Origin of the sequence: Salinispora sp. H7-4 (genome assembly GCF_013416675.1) — a bacterium.
Taxonomy (GTDB): Bacteria; Actinomycetota; Actinomycetes; order Mycobacteriales; family Micromonosporaceae; genus Micromonospora; species Micromonospora vitiensis.
Genome location: NZ_JABZED010000049.1, coordinates 134,106 through 150,720, shown reverse-complemented (window position 1 = coordinate 150,720; position 16,615 = coordinate 134,106). Strand labels below are relative to the sequence as shown.

The following is a 16,615-nucleotide window of genomic DNA, read 5'->3' as shown; positions in this document are numbered from 1 at the left end:
AACCGCACGGGGGACGACGAACGAAACACATCCCATCGCGCCGGACAGCTCGCAGCTTCGAGTCCGTGCGCGACGAAGGAGAGGTGTGCACGTGCTCCAGCTAACCAACACCAGCAATGGTACGAGCAGGGTCCGGAACCGCACCGGCCCCCTCATCGTCGGCATCGGCGGCACCATGCGCCCCGGGTCCTCCACCGAACAGGCGGTCCGGGCCGCGTTGTCCGCCGCCGAGCAGGCCGGAGCCCGTACGCACCTGCTCGGCGCCACCGAGCTGCAGCTGCCGCTCTACCTGCCCGGCGAAGGCCGGCGGACGGCGGCAGCCCGACAGTTCGTCAACGCCGTACGCATGGCCGACGGGATCGTGATCGGGACGCCGGCGTACCACGGAGGTATCTCCGGCCTGGTCAAGAATGCCCTCGACTACATCGAGGACCTGAGGGACGCGCCCCGCCCCTATCTGCACGGTCGGGCCGTCGGCTGCCTGGTCACCGCTCGTGGGTCCCAGGCCGCCACCACCCTCACCAGCCTCCGCGCGGTGGTACACGCACTCCGGGGTTGGCCGACGCCGCTCGGCGTCGCGGTCAACACCGAGCACGTCACATTCGCCGCCGACGGCACCAGCACCGATTCGCACGTCTCTGCCCAGCTGTCCCTGATGGGAGAGCAGGTCGTCGAGTTCGCCCTCGCCCGAGCCACCGCAGCCTGACCACCGCACGCAGCCTGACCACCCACCGAATCTGAAGTGGAGTACGACATGTTGGACAACGACCGCTCCGCCGCAACCGCGGACGTAGCCGACGGCACCGTCGACAACCCGACGCTGGCGGCTGCCACCGCGACAGCCGTAGCCGTTGACAGCCAGCAGAGCAGCGCCCAGCCGATCGACTCCGACGTGGAGGGGCTCGACGACCTGGACAACGTCGACTTCGACCTGGACGAGGTGGAAAACAAGATCGCACCGCTCGCCCTCGCGTCGAATGAGGCGATCCAGTGGCGCCGGTGACCGTGGCCGTCGGTGCCGCCGTCCGGGTGGATATCAACACCGGCCCCGCCAGCTCCTATGTCGGGCTGCGCGAATGTATCGCCGCGCTCCGCGCGGCCGGTGCCAGCTTTGGTGACCTACCCCACCGCCACACCGCCGAGTGGGCGGAGCTGGCCCCCGACGACAAGCCACAGGACAACCCGCTGCCGCTCGGCGAGATCGCCCTCGCCGCCTCCGAGCGGCGACTGCACCGGGAGAGCGAGCAGGTGTACCGAGTCCTCTCGGTCGCTGCCGCCGCGATCTGCGCCGGCACCGCGGAGTTGGGTCGTCCACTGGTCGTCAGCGGCGCCGGCGGCACCGACCTATCGTCCCTGCGCGGGCTGATGCGGGCCGTGGAGCACTCCCGGGTCCACCCCGGCGCGGCACTGCTGCTGGATCGACCGGAGTCGGTCCGTGCGCCACTCGGACCCCACGCCGACTATCGCGCCGAGCGGGCTCGCTGCCTCCGTCGCATGGACCTGCCCATCACGGTCGACGATCTCGTGCTGGACCTACCGTCGGTGGCCGCCACCGCGGTAGCGCCCGCCTCCGAGGAGGGCAAGCTCTACCAGCGGGCACGCGACCAGGACAGCACCGCCGTCGACCGGGTCGCCGCCGCTATGGCCTACTGCCGGCGGGCCTTCTTCTCCGCGAACTGGGAAGGAATGGCGCTCGTCGCCACCGAGGCGATCGCGCTCCTGCCCGGGGTACCCACGCCGGCCCTTCCCGAGCTACTGGCCAAGGCGGAACGCGAGGACAGCCTGGTCCACGCCATCGAGTTCGAAACCACAATCCTGCGCAGCACCGCTGATATCCGTGGCTTCCTTCTCAAGGTAATCGGGATCCAGGCCGGCTTCCGCGGGGACCAGGACGCGGCGGTCACCGCCTTCCGCGCCATTCGCGAGCACGACCACGGCCTCTCGCCGGAGATCCGCGCCCAGTCCCACCTGTACACCGCCCTCACCCTCTCCAAGCGCAAAGGCCGCCTGGGCGAGGCGGTGGCCGAGGTCGAGCAGGGGTTCGAGGTCGTCCGGGAGCGCCCGAACGAGGCCGACAGCGTCCGCCGGGAACGGGGCTGGCTGCACAACCTGCGCGGACTGACCCTCTTCGCCGAGCGACGACTCGGCCCGGCGTTCGAGCATGAGAAGAAGGCCCTCGCCTGTCTCGCCGGGCTCAACGATGCCAGCTCCGCTCACCTGCGCATCAATCTCTACTCCAACATCAGCGTGTTGCAGGAGAAGGCCGGCAAGTACTCGTCCGCGCTGGCGACCTGGGACAAGTTCCGGCAGGCCACCGGCTCCTCGACGGCGGGCTTCGCCAAGCACCACTCGTATCGCAGCGCCGGGCTGCGGCTGCTGGTCGGTGACCGGGAAGCCGCTGTCGAGGAGATCGACACGACCCTCACCAACGCCGCCGGCCTCAACGACATCTTCCACCAGACCGAGGTCCGTCTCGAGCTGGGCATGTTGCACGCCACCGCGGGTCACCGCGAGGCCGCCGTCGCCGAATACGAGCTGGCCGAGCAGGACGCGCGACGTCTCGGCGACCCCTACCGGATCGCCCTCGCCCAGGCCGGACAGGTGATGACGGGTGGGGCCGGCGCGGACGTTCCGGCCACCGTGGCGAACGCGGAACTGAGCCTGACCCGTCCGGTCGACGCGACGGCCCTCGCGAAGGCGGTGTCCGGCGCAGCGGAGATCGCCGAGCTCCTGCCGAAGCCCCGCACGAAGCTCAACCGTCCCTTCGACCTGATCAACTTTCAGGACTGACGATGACTGAGCAACCAACCCCCTGGCAGCTCTACCCCCGGCTGCTCCTCCGTCGGGCGGGCTTCGGCATCGACCTGTTGACCGCCCTGGCCGACGAACCGACGCGAGAAGGTGCCGCGCAGTACCGGACGGCGGCGACACAGTTCGGGCAGTGCCGTACCGATCTGATCGAGGGCATCGCCCGGGTTGTCGCCCGGACCGATCGGCAGTCGGACCGGTCGCGGCTTCGGGCGCTGTCCCGGGCCCGCAGCCGGGCCGGACGGGGCCTGTCGGTGAACCCCGAACAGTTGGACCCGGATCTGGTGCCAACGGCGGCGGCCTACGGCACGGCGCAGGCCGAGCTGGAGCAGGCGGGCCAACGGCTGACCGACGTCCTCGCCCAGGAGGCGTTGCGCCGACCGGAGCGGGTGCGCGCACTGCTGACCAACGACCGGGTCTGTGACGCGTTGCTTCAGCTCTCGCCCTCGTTCTACGGCGAGGTCCTACGGTGGCGCCAGGGGTGGGCCACCCGGGGCGCCGGTGCGAACCGGAACCGGGCCAAGGACCGCGCCTTCTACCGCCGCGCCTACCTCTACGGCCAGCGCCTGGCCGCGAAGAACGAGACGACAAGTTTCTTCGGCCCACTGGTGCACGGACGGATCGACGACGCGGCCGACGGGATCGGGTTGGGCCCCGAGACCGGGTCCGGGGTCCACACCACGGAGGCGCAGACCGCGTTCTGGGCCGTGTGCGAGCTGGCCCGCAACCTCGGCGCCGATCCCGCCGTCCGCGACCAGCTGCCGGTGACCTGGGTGCCGGCCTGCCGTCGGCGAGCGGCGGCCGAAGCCGGAACCGGCACCGTGCAGACCAGTGCCGGGCGGCGGATCCGGCTCGCCGGCACCCACTGGCGACTCGTTCGCGACGTCAACGACCACCGTTCGGTACGGGACCTCGCGGACCTCGCCGGGATGGAGGTCGCCGAGGCACGCGCGGTCCTGGATCGGCTTCGGCAGGTCGGCGCGGTACGGGTGTGGCCCGAACCGCCGTCCACCACCGCCCGTCCGCTGGACTGGCTGGTGGGCTTCGCGCAGCAGTATGCCGCCGGCACCGAGTGGCCGGCGCGGCTGCGCGAACTCGCCGCCCTGGCGGACCGGTACGCAGCCGCTGCCGGACACCACCGGCGGGCGGCCGTGCTGGCCGAGGTGGAGGCGGCTTTCTCGGCGCTGACGGCGACCGACGCCCGGCGGGCCGGCGGGCAGATGTACGCCGACCGGTTGGTGGTGTCGCTGGACGCCAAGGGCGACCAGTCTCCGGTGGTGGTCGGCGGCGACGTCGCCCGGCGCTGGGAGGAGCAGCTCACCCCGGTGCTGGATGTCGCGGCCCGGTACGGCGAGCTCCAGCAACAGGTCGCCGCCCAGTTGTGCGCCAGGGTCATCGGCGAGACGGGGACCGGTTCGTTGCCCTATGACGAGCTGATCCGCCGGGTGCTACCAGCGGTTGAGGCGGGGGAGCTGACGGCGCTCGCCGGCCCGGTGCGCGAGTTCACCCAGACCTACACCGAGCTGGTGCGCACCGCCCTGCACGGGCAGGAGGCCCGGTTGTCCACCGCCGCCCTGGCGACCCTGGCGCCCAGCCCGGGCCGGGACCGGTTCGTCAGCCCGGACCTCATGCTGGAGCGGCAGCCGGACGGTACCGACCTGCTGGTCCTGGGCGAGCTGCACCCGTACGTCTTCGCCTGGGGTTCGCAGGGGCTCTTCTGCGACGACCAGGAGCGGATGCTGGCCGACTTCACCGCGGGGCTCGAGCCGTGGGGTGGCCCCGACCAGCTCGCCACGGTCATCCGTCGACGGCGGCACAAGGGCCTGGTCGCCGACTGGTTCCCGGGACGCTTCATCGAGGTCACCTCCGTGGCCACCGACGACCGGAAGCGCACCGTGGCGCTCGCCGACCTGACCGCCGTACTGGTCGACGGGGTGCCGCGGCTACACGCACCCGACGGTGCGCTGACCCTCTACGCCGGCGAGGACGACCACGTCCACCTGCGGGCCTTCGCCGCACCGGGCGTGGCCCTGCCCCTGATCCGATTCGGTGACTTCGCGCCGCGGATTCGCGTGGGGGAGGTCATCGTGCAACGGGCCCGCTGGTGGTTCAGCGCCGCTGACCTTGGCGTCGCCGAGGTCCGGGACGCCGCCACCGCGTTCCTGGCGGTGCAGTCCCTTCGCGCCCGGCACGGACTGCCCCGCTTCTGCTTCGTCTCGGCGGCGCACGAGCCCAAGCCGGTCGGGGTTGACCTCGACAATCCGCTGGCCGTGGACGCGCTGCTGGCGTTGACCCTGGCCGGCGACGGGAAGGTCTCGCTGGCCGAGATGCGGCCCGCGCCGGACGCCCTGTGGCTGCGCCACGGCGACAGACCCGTGACCGCCGAGTTCCGGATCGCTATGAGAAGGGCTTCGTCGTGACCGTCCCCACCAGCGCCGACCCGGCCGACCCCAGCTGGGAGCTGCTGCCAGCCCTCGTGCTGCGCAGCGCCGGCTTCCCCTGGCAACTGGTCGAGTCCCTGACCTATCGACAGACCGCAGCGCTGCTCGGCGAGTTGGCCACCCTGGAGCGGAGGGCCGCCGAGGTGGCCACCCGGATGCGAGCGTCAGCTCGCCTGACCCGAGGCCAGCAGAGCAAGCTACGCAACGTCCGCCCGCTACCCCCGTCGGACATCTTCGACCACGACTGGCTCGCCGAGTGGAACGAGATCGCCGAGCAGGCAACGCGGACCCGGGACCAACTGGAGCCGACCGTCGCGGCGGACGCGGCGACGGTCAATGCCGCGCTCGCGGAGATCCGGACCGACCCGCGGATCAATGACGCCATCGTCTGTTCCTCCCCCGCCGTCCACCGGGATCTGGTCCGGGGGGCGACCGGGGGCCGGATCCGCCGCCAGCTCGCCGCGTACGCGCAGCGGCTGGCGGCGAAGAGCGAGACAATGAGCTTCTTCGGGCCGATCAACTACGGCCGGGTGGACGCCGACTCGGACGCGGCGACGACGCTGTCCTGGGCGGGCCACCGGGAGATCCGGGTTCGCCAGGCGCACTGTGCCGCCCGGGTCAACGACGCCGTCCAGACGATGATCGTCGACGATGACTCGTTGGTGACGCATCTGGTGCCCATCCGCAAGACCACGGCACGTCCGCCACGCCGGGACGACCCGGCGGCCGAGTTGATCCGGTCGGTGGACGGCGACCGTACGCTCGCTGAGCTCGCCGCGGCCGGCGGCGACGAGGTGACCCGTACGGTGGGGCTGTTCCGCGCGGCCGTGGCCAAGGGGGTGCTGACGCACTCCTGGTGCCCGCCGGCGACGACGGTGGATCCGTTGCGCTGGACCCTGGAGCGGATCGACGAGGCCGACGCCGAGACCGCCAGCCGCGCGGCGGCCGTCCGGTCACTCCTGGTCAAGGTGCTCGGCCTCCTCGACAGCTACCCCTGGACCGCGCCGGAGCGCAAGCTGGCCATTCAGGCCGAGGTGGAGTCCCTGCTCCCCACCGGTGGGCCGACGAACCGCAGCCGCTTCTACAACGACCGGGTGATCATCCACGAGGCCGCGGTGGGTACTGCCCAGCTGGAGCTCCGTGGGCAGCTCGCCCGCGACCTGCGGGCGGCGGCAGCCCCCGTACTGGACCTGCTCGCACATGAGGCGGAGCTGACCCGGGTGCAGACCAACCGGGCGGTGGCGCGGCGGCTCGGCCCGGGCCGCACTCCGCTGCTGCGAGCGCTGAGCGCCTGCGCGGACATGTCCATCGAGTACGGCGGTCAGCTCAGCACGGAGCTGGCCCGCGTCGTCGGCGAAGCCGGACCGGAGGCGAGCGAGCTCGACGTCGCCGGTCTGCTGCCCCCGGTGCCCGCACCCACCGCACCAGTTCTGTGCTCCATCGACGTCCTGATCGGCACCGCCAACCTGGCCGACTACGACCCGGGTACGACTCCGTTGGTGCTCGGCGACATCCACGACGCGGCGCTGCTCACCCCGTGGGCCCTTCAGTTTCATCCGGCTGCGGCGGCGCTGCTGGCCGAGCGCGACGCCGCCGTCCGGCGGGCCCTCGGTGACCAGAAAGCCATCAACGTGATCTCCCGGCGGACGACCGGACTACCACCGCTGGAGTTCCCCGGCGTCGTACTCGAACTGGGCGGCTCCGCCACCGCGGGTCGAGACCGGATCGGTCTGGACGAACTCTGGCTCGACAGTGACGGGGAGCAGGTGGTGCTTCGGGGGGCCAGCTTCCCCGGGCAGAGCCTGCTGTTGCACAACGGCGAACTCGACACCGCGGTGCACACCGCGCTCGCGCTGCCCCGCATCCGGCGCGCCGTCCTCCCGACGCTGCCGTACCTGCCCCGACTGCGCTGGGGCAACGCGGTCTTCTCCCGGCGCCGCTGGCTGGTGCCGAGCGCCGAGGTACAGACGTTGCTCCGCGGCCAGCGGGACCTGGATCTGCTGCTCGGTGCCGCCCGGTTGGTCACCGAACGCGCCCTGCCGCACCGCTTCTTCGTCAAGTCACCCGCCGAACGCAAGCCGGTGTATGTCGACACCGCGAGTCCCGACCTGTTGAAGGGGATGGCGCGGCTGGCGGCCACCGCCGACCACCTCGCCATCACCGAGGCCCTGCCCGCGCCGACCGACGCCTGGCTTCGCGACGGTGAGCTGCGGTTCGCCTCGGAGCTGCGCTGCGTCTACCTGCGGGGTGGTGGACAGTGACGCGCCGAGTGATCCTGCCGCCCCTGTACGACCTGAGCCTCGAGCCGATCCTGGGGCCCGGAGACGAGCTGTTCGACGCCAACGCCGAGTTCCTCGACCGGCTCTGCGCTCCGGTGGGCCTGCGCGCGTGGGCCGAGTCCGCGGCGCGGCCGGCGTCTGGTGTGGCCACCGCCGAGACGGCCACCAGGGCACTCTTCGCCGCGGGCGCCGCGACGATCCTGGACCGTGGGCGCTACGACTGGGGCCGGCTGCGGGCGACGGGGCTGGCCCTGCGGCTGACCGCCGAAGCGGATCCGGCGATCCGGTTGGCCGTAGACGATGTCGAGCTGGTCAACGGCACCACCGAGTCGGGCGCCGACGTGGTGTCCGCCGCGGCCGGGACCGCACTGTTCGCGCCGGAGGCCGACCGGGCCCGATCCTGGGCACCGGGGGCTCGGGTGCACCTGCTGGTCGAGACCGACCAGCAGGTTCCGGCCGCCGCCGCGGTAGCGGTGGCGCTGGGTCCGCACCGGGTCACGCTCTGCGGGCGGTTCGCCGCCGCGCACCGGAGGGCGCTCCGCGCACTCGCACCGTTCGCCGGTGCCGAGTTCGAGGACTGGACGCCGTCCTGGCGCCTGCGGCGGGAGTGGGCCCCGGCGGGTGAGGACATCCGCTGGGTACGCGACGCCCACCAGTGGCACCCCGGGCGGCCCTGGGCGGGTTGGCTCGCCCCCGAGCAGGCCGTGCTGCTGCCGGCCCGCGCCTGGCGGGACTGCCGCGGGGTGGCGCTGACCGTGGCCCGCTTCTCCGCCTGGTCGGCGGTGACGGGGGTGAGTGGCGTCGACACCGACCTGGAGACGGTACGCCGGCTCGTCGGCGACGACCGGCTGGCCGTCGAGTTACTGGTCGGCGCGCCCGGGCTGGATGCCGAGGCGACCACGACCGCCGCCCGGCGGCTGCGTTCCGGGCCCGGACCCCGGTTGGCGGGTCTGAGCCCGTTCCGGCTGACCAGCCGGACCGGTCCACGCAGCTCGACGATGTGGGGTGGGGTACCGCTGACCCGACAGGACTCACCGCGGCACGATCTTCCGCGCTGGGATCGTTTTCACGGTCCGGGGTCGCTCGACGACGCCGACCGGCAGCGCATCACCGGCGCCCTGACCGCCGAGTTCGGCGCCGAAACCGAGCTGTATCCGGGTCGGCTCGCCTGCTGCGCGCTCGCGCCCGGAGGCCAGCCCTCCGCCACGTGGGAACCCTCCGCCGCGGTCGTCGAGGCCAGCGGGGCCGGGCCGGATGGGCGCGGACCCGGATCCTTCGTGGTGAACCTGCGCACGGGCAGCGCCTTTCGGCTGCACCCGAGACTGACGCCGGTCGTACGGCGGTTGGCCAGCGGCGACGCCGCCGTCTGGCAGCACCTCAGTGACACGGTCCGTACAAAACTGTCCGGTCAGCTGGTCCGGGCCGGGGCAATCCGGAGTCCACAATGACAAGAAACTGGCGCATTGGCCGCGAGTTCATCGTGCGCCACGCGGGAATGCCGTTCGACTGGCTGGAGGAGTTGGGCGCCCCCGGCGACCTGCTGGAGCTGGCCGACGAGGTGGTGCGGCGGGAGGATGTCCTGCTGGCCAGCGTCTCGACGCACTTCACCGGCGATCGAGCCGCCGGGATCCGGGCCGACGTGCTGCACGGCCGAATCGACCAGCTGCCCCGGTCCGCCGGGCCGGACTGGCGGGCGGCGGTCGATGCCTGGGGGGAGGCACTGGCCCAGTACGTCCGCGCCTACCAGGCAGCGGACGAGCAGGTCGGCAAGGAACTCCGGGAACTGCTGACGACGTCCCAGGTGTCCGAGGCGGTCTTCCTGTCCAACCCGGACGTCCACCGCAACATGCTGCAACCCTTCCTGGCGTACCAGGGTGCCCTGAACTCACGCTGGCGGCGGGTACGCCGACAGATGTACACCTACGTGCAACGGTTCTGCGCCAAGAACGAGACCGTCAGCTTCTTCGGCCCGATGGCGTACGGCACGGTGGGCGGCGGAGACGACGCCCAGCTGCGCCGAGACGTTCCCCGTACCCGCCGGGTGTTTCTGTCCCACTGGGCGGCGCGGGCCCTGGCGTTGGCCATCGCCCGGGACTCCGCGATCCTGCCGCACCTCCGCTTCCACCGCACCGGCCGCGGCGCCGACCCGGGTGAGCCGATCCTGGCCCAGGTACTCCCGGGCGGCACGACCGTGCGGCAGCTGATCCAGCAGTCGGGCCGCCCCGCCGTCGAGGTGGTGCGGACCCTGATGAGGCTGGTGGCGACCGAGCACCTCACCATCGGGCTCGGTGGCGGCGACTACGACCTGGACCCGCTCACGACGCTGCGCGAACAACTCGCCGCGCTGCCGGCTACCCCCGCCCGCGACCAGTGGCTCGCCCGGCTCGGCGACCTCGCCGCGCTCCTGGCGGAGCTGGGCGAACAGCCGCTGGAGCGCAAGGTCGCCACGGTGGCCACGGTGGAGGCCCGGTTCACCGAGATCACCGGCAAACCGGCCCGTCGGGGCGCGGGCGCCGCCTACGCCGACCGGGCGGTCTTCTTCGAGGAGTGCGCGTCCCCCTTCGCCCTGACGATCGGGGCCGATCTGATCCGACGCTGGGAGGAGCAGCTCACCCCGCTCCTGGAGGCCTGCGTCACGCACGGTCACGCCACCCAGGCGGCGGCCGCCGGGGCCGTCCGGGAGAGCTTCGCCGGCAACGGCCAGGACCTCGAACTGAACCTCCTCGAGTACGCGACCCGGGCCGCCGCGGACCAGTCCGACTCCACCAGCACCTACCAGGCGACCTACGCACCCAGCTACCCGGGTGAGGACTGGCGGTCCGAGCTGGCCCAGCTCACCGACCAGGCCAACGCCCTCGCCGGCGAGCGGTACGCCGTCATCGACCTCTGCCCGGCGGCGGCGGACGTGGCGGGGCTGGACGAGGCGCCGCTGGTGCTGTCCCGCGCCCACCACCACCTGCTGGTCGACAGCTGGCTCGCCACCATGCACCCGGATCCGCGACGGTTCGGCGCCGCCGCCGCCGAGTGGGTCGCCCGACAGGCTGACGACCTGGTCGGCCTCGACCTCGGTCGCCGGAACAAGGGCTACTACCGGTTCCCGGGCCGGGAGGTCGCGATGCGTCCGCTCTCCTGGACCGACGAGGGCCGAGCGGACCTGCTCAAACCCGAAGACCTCCGGGTCTCCATCACCGCCGACACCGTCACCCTCCGGGACCCGGACGGTCGCACCGTCAGCGCGTACGTGCCGCTCAGTGACTTCGTCAAGTACGCGCCGATCGCCGCGCTGTCACACCCGCAGGTCCTACACCCCACCTTCCGCGCCGCCACCGGCGGTGCGCTGCCCCAGGTCGTACTGGGGGCGGTGACCCTGCAACGCGCCCGCTGGCGGGTACCGACCCAGACGTTGGCGGCGGCGGAGCCGCACACCCGGTTCCTCGGGCTGCGTCGGTTGGCCCGCGACACCAACGTCCGGTTCCTCTTCGGCCGCAGCGCCCACGAGCGCAAGCCGTACCTGATCGATCTCGCCTCGCCACTCGCCGCCGACCTGGTCAACCACATCACCCGGGGCTGCGACGAGATCGACGTGGAGCGGATGGCACCGGGACCGGAAGGGCTGTGGCTCCGCGACGCCGAAGGGCGGCGCTACACCAGCGAGCTGCGGATGCAGGTCGTCGGCGAAGGCGGGCCAGCATGACACCGACGATCTGGTTCAGCGAACACTCGCTACGGCTGCGGGTCGACGTCCGACCGGACGGCTCGTTCCCGACCCAACGCTCCACCGCCCGCGGGATGAGTGTGGAGCGGCACCTCGGGGACGGCTGCACCGAACACCGGTTCACCGACGGCGACGCGCTACTCGGGACCGGTTGCGCCGGGCTGGCCGCGCCGGCCGCCGACGCCCTGCGCTCAGTCCAGGGCCGACCGGTGTTCGAGGTGACGGCGCAGCACCGCGCCCTGCTCACCGCGATCGCCGCCGAGACCGGCGCCGAACTCGTGCTCGGCGTCGCGGAGCAGCACGTCGCCGCCGGCGACCCGGAGCAGGTCCGCTCCACGCACCGCTTCGTCGCGACCCTGCTGCTCACCCTGACCGGCGACGACGGCACCCGGCACACGGTGTCGGTGCGGTGGAATCCGACCGACGACCCCGGCACGCTGGCGCTGGCAGCGCGGCAGACAGCCACCCAGATGCGCGGCCGGCTCGGTCTGCCGCTGGCCGAGGAGCTACCCGCGAACGCCGACCTCGTCCTGCTGCCGGGGTTCGCCGGCGCGTTCTTCCACGAGCTCGTCGGGCACCCGATGGAGGCCGACGTCGTCGCCTCCGGCACCAGCTACTTGGGCCAGCAGCTCGGGCACCGGGTCGCCCCACCCTGGCTGTCCATCCTCGATGGTGGTCACCTCGCCGGCGGCGGCTACCGAAGCGCCTTCGACGACGAGGGAGCCGACTCGGTGACCAGCCGGCTGATCGACCGGGGGGTGGTTGGCCGACCGATGAACGATCTGGCCCTGGCCCAGCGCCTGAACACCACCAGAACCGGTCACGGACGCCGGCAGAACTACCGCCACCCGGCGATCCCCCGCATGACGCACACCGCGGCGGTACTGGAGCCCGGCGTCGAGGTCGAGGAGCCGGCCGGGGACTGGATCGCTCCCCGCGGGCTGCGGCTGGAGATGATGAACATCGCCTCCGGGGCGTTCGTCTTCCACGCGCCGATCTCCGTACTGCACCGGGCCGACGGCACCACCGCCCGGCTCGGCCCCCTCCGTATCGTCGGCGACGGCGCGCGGGCACTGGCGCGGCTACGGCCGTACGCACACCAGGTCGCCGGGTACCTCCGGGCCACCGGTGGCTGCGGCAAACTCGGCCAGTATCCGGTCCTGGTGTCCTTCGCCAACGCGGGTCTCCGGCTCCCCGCAGGATCGGTCGGAATCCGGGCGGTGCGTCATGCCTGAGCTTCGACTGCGCGCCTCCGGGCTGCTCACCCCCACCTCCGCCGGCCCCCGGGTTACCGTGTCGCTGGACCTCGTGCAGCTACGCCGGGACGCCTCCGGACGGGTGCTCGGCTCGGTTCGGGTGGACGGACCCGCCGCCGACGCGGCAGCCAAGCACGTGGCACTGCTGCTCACCGAGGCCACCGCCCGGATCGGCGGCGCCCTCGACGGGCTGCAGAGCGCGGTTGCCACGATCCACGAGTGGCGAGCCGATGCCGACCTGCCGGTATCGGGCCGCAGCGACCTGCTGGCCCGGGTCGAGACGGCGGCCGGACCGGTCGTACTCGGCACCGCCGGTCCCGGCGCGCCGCTCGAGTTGGTGTCGGCCGTCGCCGGGCAGGACCTGGCGGTGCTGGCGCACCCACCAGCCGCCGAACCGCCGGCGGGCTGGCGGGATCGCCCGCTCATCCTGCGCCCCGCGCCCGCGGCCGTACTCGTGGCCGGCGCGGCGTTCTCCCTCTCCTCGCGCAAGGGCCGACGGAGTGCGGCGCAACTCGCCGGGCGCCGGGTACTCCCCGCGCTGACCATCCGGGATCTCCCCGCGGTGCCCGCCGGGTACGACCGGGACGACCTCGGTGACCCCGCCGAGGCCAGCACGCTGGTGGACGCCGGCCGGATCTGTCCCCCCGGGCGGTGGCGCGACGGGGTGCCGCCGGGCCGGGCGGTCTGGGATCACGACGCTGCCGCCTGCGGTCCGCCTCCGGTCGTCCGGCTCGAGCTCGACGGGGCCGATGCGGTGGCACCGCCGAACGCCATCGAGCTGCAGTGGTGTGTCGAAGGGCTCCAGCGCTACCACGGCGACGGCACGATCCGGGTCCACTGTGTGGCCCGACCGATGGACCGCCCCGAGGAGAGCTTCGTGGTCGTGCTGCACGGCAAGCCCATCCACCTACTCCGTCATGCCCGCGGTCTGACGGGCCCCCGAACGGCTGTCTACGGCGACAGCGACGTGACCACCCGCTCGCTGGTACTCGCCAGCGCAGCCGAACTGGAAGGTGCCGGACATGCAGTCGTTACCGTCAACTCCTGACGTCGCCATCGTCGGCGGCGGCATAGTCGGTGCGTGCCTGGCGGAGGAGTTGAGCAGCCAGGGCGCCTCGGTCCTGGTGCTGGACGCCGGCACGGAGCCCGGACACGCGACCCATCGCGCGGCCGGGGTGGCGGTGCCCTCCCTTCGCTACCTGGACGACCGGGAGTTCTACTCCTGGCTGCGGAACGCAAAGCGGGATCTGGACGCGGACGTGGCCCGCCTGGAGCCGGAGTTCGGCACCTTCAGCGTGGGGCGGCCGATTCTGCGCGCCCTGCGCCCGCAGGACATCGACACCTACGGCCACCTGTTGACGGAGGCGGGGTCCGGGGTGCCGGTCAGCGGCGACGACCTCGCCGCTGTCGCGACCGGCCTGAAGCTCCCCACCAGCCGGCACTACCTGTACGCCGAGGGTGGGCTCATGATCGACGGAAGACGGTATCTGGCCGCGGTCCGCGGTCGCTGCCACGGGCAGGGGGTCGACTGGCGACAGGGGTACCAGGTGCGCGAGGTGCGCGAGGACGGGCACCGGGTGGTGCTCCGTACGGACCAGGGGACACTGCACGCCGACCGGGTGGTGATCGCGGCCGGCGCGTGGAGTTCCGGCACCGGACTGGCCGAGTCCACCGGGATCCGGCCGCAACGCGGTCAGATGGTGGTGCTGCGCACCGACGAGAAGCTGACCAGCATCCTCTCCTCCGCCTACTACCTCGCCCCGGGGGTCGGCGACGACATCCTCGTCGGCGCCACCGAGGAGGACGCCGGCTTCGCCGACCACGTCACCACGAAGGGCGTCGGAGCGCTGCTGCGGTTCGCCACCGCCGCCATGCCCAGCCTCGCCGCCGCCGTCCCGCTGGAGCTGCGGGCGGGACTGCGGCCGGTCTCCGACACGGGACGGCCACTGGCCGGGGCGCTGCCGGGTCAGGACCGGATCTTCATCTCGGCCGGACACGCCGGCCACGGGCTGCTCTCGGCCCGGACCACCGCGAAGGGGATGGCGGCCGGGCTGCTCGGCGACGACTGGGACGCGCTGCCGTACCGCATGTGCCCGACACACGCGCAGGGAGGCACCGCGTGATGCGCATCGACCACGTGATTCTCGGCGCCCGCACGATCGCCCCGCTCCGGGAGTTGCTCTGGGAGCGGCACGGCTTCGGGATCACCGACGGCAGCCCCAACCCGGACGGCACCGCGAGCTGGGTCGTGCCGTTCGACACCCCCGACGTCCAGTATCTGGAGCTCCTCGTCACCGACGACGAGCGGGAACTGGGTAGCACCGACTTCGGCCGGGCCTTCCTGGAGCGGACCGCGGACGGGCCGGCCTTCCTCAACTGGGCGGTACTCACCGACGACATCGCCGGCACCGCGCAGCGGGTGGAACAGGTCACCGGCACCGACCCCGGCCTGCTGCGGGGCGAGTCGGTACGCGCCGACGGCCAGCGGGTGCCGTGGGCGGAGGCCGCGTTCGACCTGTCCTGGCGCAGCCGGGTGCTGCCGTTCTTCCTGAGCTACGGCAATCCCGCGGACCGGGCGGATCGGGTGGCGGGTGACCTGCGGGCAGCCGGGCACCGGGTGCGGCCGACCGCACTCGCGGGGCTGGTGACGGGCCCGGCCCGGGAGCGAGACTGGGCTTCGCGGTGGCCCGGCCTGGCGGGGCTCGCGGTGACGGTCCACGACGACGCGGGCCCCGAGATCACCGCGGTCCGGGTCGAGACCGGCGCGGGCGACACGGTGGTGCGACTGCCATGAGCCGCAGCCGATCCGCTCGTGGCCGCCCACCGCTACCGTGGACCCGCCGTCGACGCGCCGCGCGCCCGGTGCAGGTCCAGCAGCCGCTGCCGGGCCGAGGGGTCCTGGGCGGCCTGGGCGGCGGTCCAGGAAAGTGCGACCGCGCCCTGCAGCAACGCCCGGTCAGCACCGGGGGCCACGCAGGCCGCGGCGAACTCGGGCTGGTGGTTCACCGCGTCGCCGCTGTCGATCCCGATGCTCGGGTGCAGGCTGGGCAGGGCGCGGCTCACGTTGCCCATGTCGGTGCTGCCGGTGGGCAGCTCCCGCTCCTGCTCCGGGGAGACCAGCGGCCGGCCCAGCTCGGTCGCCGCCGAGCGGTAGGCCTCGGACAGGAAAGGGTCGTGCACCAGTTCCGCGTAGGCGGGGGTGGCGCTGACCTCGTGCGTGCAGCCGCTGCCGACGGCGCCCGCGGCGAAGCAGGCCCGGATCCGCGACTCCAGCCGGCTCAGGGACTCCATGTCGGCCGCCCGGAGGTTGTAGCGGGCCCGGGTGTGCGCCGGGACCACGTTCGGCACGTCGCCGCCGCGGGTGACGATGCCGTGCACCAGTTGGCGTGGCTCGAAATGCTGGCGCCCGACCCCCACCGCGACCTCGGCGATGGTCAACGCATCCGCGGCGTTGACGCCCAACTGCGGTGCGAGCGCGGAGTGGGACTCCCGCCCGGTGTAGGTGACCTCCAACTCGACCAGCGCCAGCGGGCGAGGGGTGCAGTTGTCCTCGGGCGCGGGGTGGACCAGCATGGCCATCGAGACCTCGTCGAAGACCCCGGCCTCCAGCAGAGTGATCTTGCCGCCCCCGTCCTCCTCGGCGGGCGTGCCGACCACGACAACGGTGAGGTCGAGCTCCGCCGCGACCTCCCGCAACGCCAGGGCCGCGCCGACCGAGGACGCGGCGATGATGTTGTGCCCGCAGGCGTGACCAAGCCCCGGCAACGCGTCGTACTCGGCGCAGAGCCCGACCACCAGCGGGCCGTCGCCGAAGCGGGCGGTGAAGGCGGTCTCGAGGCCGCCGACGCCGAGCTCCACCGCGAAGCCCTCGTCGCGCAACAGACCGCTCACCTTGGCCGCGCTGCGATGCTCCCGGAACGCCGTCTCCGGCTCCGCGTGCAAGCTACGCGACAGGGCGAGCAGGCGGTCCTCGGCGTGGTCAACAGCGTCGGCACACCGACGCCGGACCTCGGAGCTGAGCCTCATCCGCGGCATGTTCCCTCCCGTCGCACCGGCCGGGCCACGGTGCCGTACCCGGCTCCTTCCGTTCCTACCCGAGCCGGCAGCCGAAAGCGA

Annotated in this window: 12 protein-coding genes; 11 read left to right on the top strand and 1 reads right to left on the bottom strand. The window is 72.7% G+C overall.

Going from position 1 to position 16,615, the window contains the following annotated elements:
• Window positions 1–85 precede the first annotated feature (85 nt).
• From H0524_RS18685 to H0524_RS18635, 11 genes are read left to right on the top strand one after another with little or no spacing between them, the layout of a single operon-like run.
• On the top strand, window positions 86–706 hold the full coding sequence (locus tag H0524_RS18685; protein WP_018727373.1) for an NADPH-dependent FMN reductase: 621 nt from the start codon (window positions 86–88) through the stop codon (window positions 704–706).
• 36 nt (window positions 707–742) lie between these two features.
• Window positions 743–1,003 carry a lymphostin biosynthesis Trp-donating RiPP gene (locus H0524_RS18680; protein WP_180199800.1) on the top strand — a complete coding sequence of 87 codons (261 nt, stop codon included), beginning with the start codon at window positions 743–745 and terminating at the stop codon, window positions 1,001–1,003.
• Window positions 991–2,790 (top strand): hypothetical protein, encoded by a 1,800-nt coding sequence (locus H0524_RS18675; RefSeq protein WP_180199799.1) that lies wholly within the window; start codon window positions 991–993, stop codon window positions 2,788–2,790. The genes H0524_RS18680 and H0524_RS18675 overlap by 13 nt, the downstream gene beginning before the upstream one ends.
• Before the next feature lie 2 nt (window positions 2,791–2,792).
• Window positions 2,793–5,228 carry a lantibiotic dehydratase gene (locus H0524_RS18670; RefSeq protein WP_180199798.1) on the top strand — a complete coding sequence of 812 codons (2,436 nt, stop codon included), beginning with the start codon at window positions 2,793–2,795 and terminating at the stop codon, window positions 5,226–5,228.
• Complete coding sequence (locus H0524_RS18665) at window positions 5,225–7,510, top strand: lantibiotic dehydratase (protein WP_180199797.1); 2,286 nt, start codon at window positions 5,225–5,227, stop codon at window positions 7,508–7,510. The genes H0524_RS18670 and H0524_RS18665 overlap by 4 nt, the downstream gene beginning before the upstream one ends.
• On the top strand, window positions 7,507–8,976 hold the full coding sequence (locus tag H0524_RS18660; RefSeq protein ID WP_180199796.1) for a hypothetical protein: 1,470 nt from the start codon (window positions 7,507–7,509) through the stop codon (window positions 8,974–8,976). The genes H0524_RS18665 and H0524_RS18660 overlap by 4 nt, the downstream gene beginning before the upstream one ends.
• A complete protein-coding gene (locus tag H0524_RS18655; protein WP_180199795.1) occupies window positions 8,973–11,222 on the top strand; it encodes a lantibiotic dehydratase in 2,250 nt (749 codons plus the stop codon). Before H0524_RS18660 ends, H0524_RS18655 begins: the two co-directional genes overlap by 4 nt.
• Window positions 11,219–12,478, top strand: coding sequence for a metallopeptidase TldD-related protein (locus tag H0524_RS18650; protein ID WP_180199794.1), 1,260 nt, complete (start codon window positions 11,219–11,221; stop codon window positions 12,476–12,478). Before H0524_RS18655 ends, H0524_RS18650 begins: the two co-directional genes overlap by 4 nt.
• Window positions 12,471–13,547 (top strand): hypothetical protein, encoded by a 1,077-nt coding sequence (locus tag H0524_RS18645; RefSeq protein ID WP_180199793.1) that lies wholly within the window; start codon window positions 12,471–12,473, stop codon window positions 13,545–13,547. The genes H0524_RS18650 and H0524_RS18645 overlap by 8 nt, the downstream gene beginning before the upstream one ends.
• The gene (locus H0524_RS18640; protein ID WP_180199792.1) at window positions 13,522–14,622 is read left to right on the top strand and encodes an FAD-binding oxidoreductase; all 1,101 of its coding nucleotides are present in this window, start codon (window positions 13,522–13,524) and stop codon (window positions 14,620–14,622) included. The genes H0524_RS18645 and H0524_RS18640 overlap by 26 nt, the downstream gene beginning before the upstream one ends.
• Window positions 14,622–15,293: a VOC family protein gene (locus H0524_RS18635; RefSeq protein ID WP_180199850.1), complete on the top strand. Its 672-nt coding sequence runs from the start codon at window positions 14,622–14,624 to the stop codon at window positions 15,291–15,293. The genes H0524_RS18640 and H0524_RS18635 overlap by 1 nt, the downstream gene beginning before the upstream one ends.
• A gap of 32 nt (window positions 15,294–15,325) precedes the next feature.
• Here the strand turns inward: H0524_RS18635 and H0524_RS18630 are convergent, their stop codons facing one another.
• On the bottom strand, window positions 15,326–16,534 hold the full coding sequence (locus H0524_RS18630; protein WP_180199791.1) for a M20 family metallopeptidase: 1,209 nt from the start codon (window positions 16,532–16,534) through the stop codon (window positions 15,326–15,328).
• Window positions 16,535–16,615 lie beyond the last annotated feature (81 nt).

Coding starts and splice junctions, on each gene's coding strand:
- H0524_RS18670 (WP_180199798.1), top strand. CDS start 2,793: ATGACTGAGCAACCAACCCCCTGGCAGCTCTACCCCCGGCTGCTCCTC.
- H0524_RS18655 (WP_180199795.1), top strand. CDS start 8,973: ATGACAAGAAACTGGCGCATTGGCCGCGAGTTCATCGTGCGCCACGCG.
- H0524_RS18650 (WP_180199794.1), top strand. CDS start 11,219: ATGACACCGACGATCTGGTTCAGCGAACACTCGCTACGGCTGCGGGTC.
- H0524_RS18645 (WP_180199793.1), top strand. CDS start 12,471: ATGCCTGAGCTTCGACTGCGCGCCTCCGGGCTGCTCACCCCCACCTCC.
- H0524_RS18640 (WP_180199792.1), top strand. CDS start 13,522: ATGCAGTCGTTACCGTCAACTCCTGACGTCGCCATCGTCGGCGGCGGC.
- H0524_RS18635 (WP_180199850.1), top strand. CDS start 14,622: ATGCGCATCGACCACGTGATTCTCGGCGCCCGCACGATCGCCCCGCTC.
- H0524_RS18630 (WP_180199791.1), bottom strand. CDS start 16,534: ATGCCGCGGATGAGGCTCAGCTCCGAGGTCCGGCGTCGGTGTGCCGAC.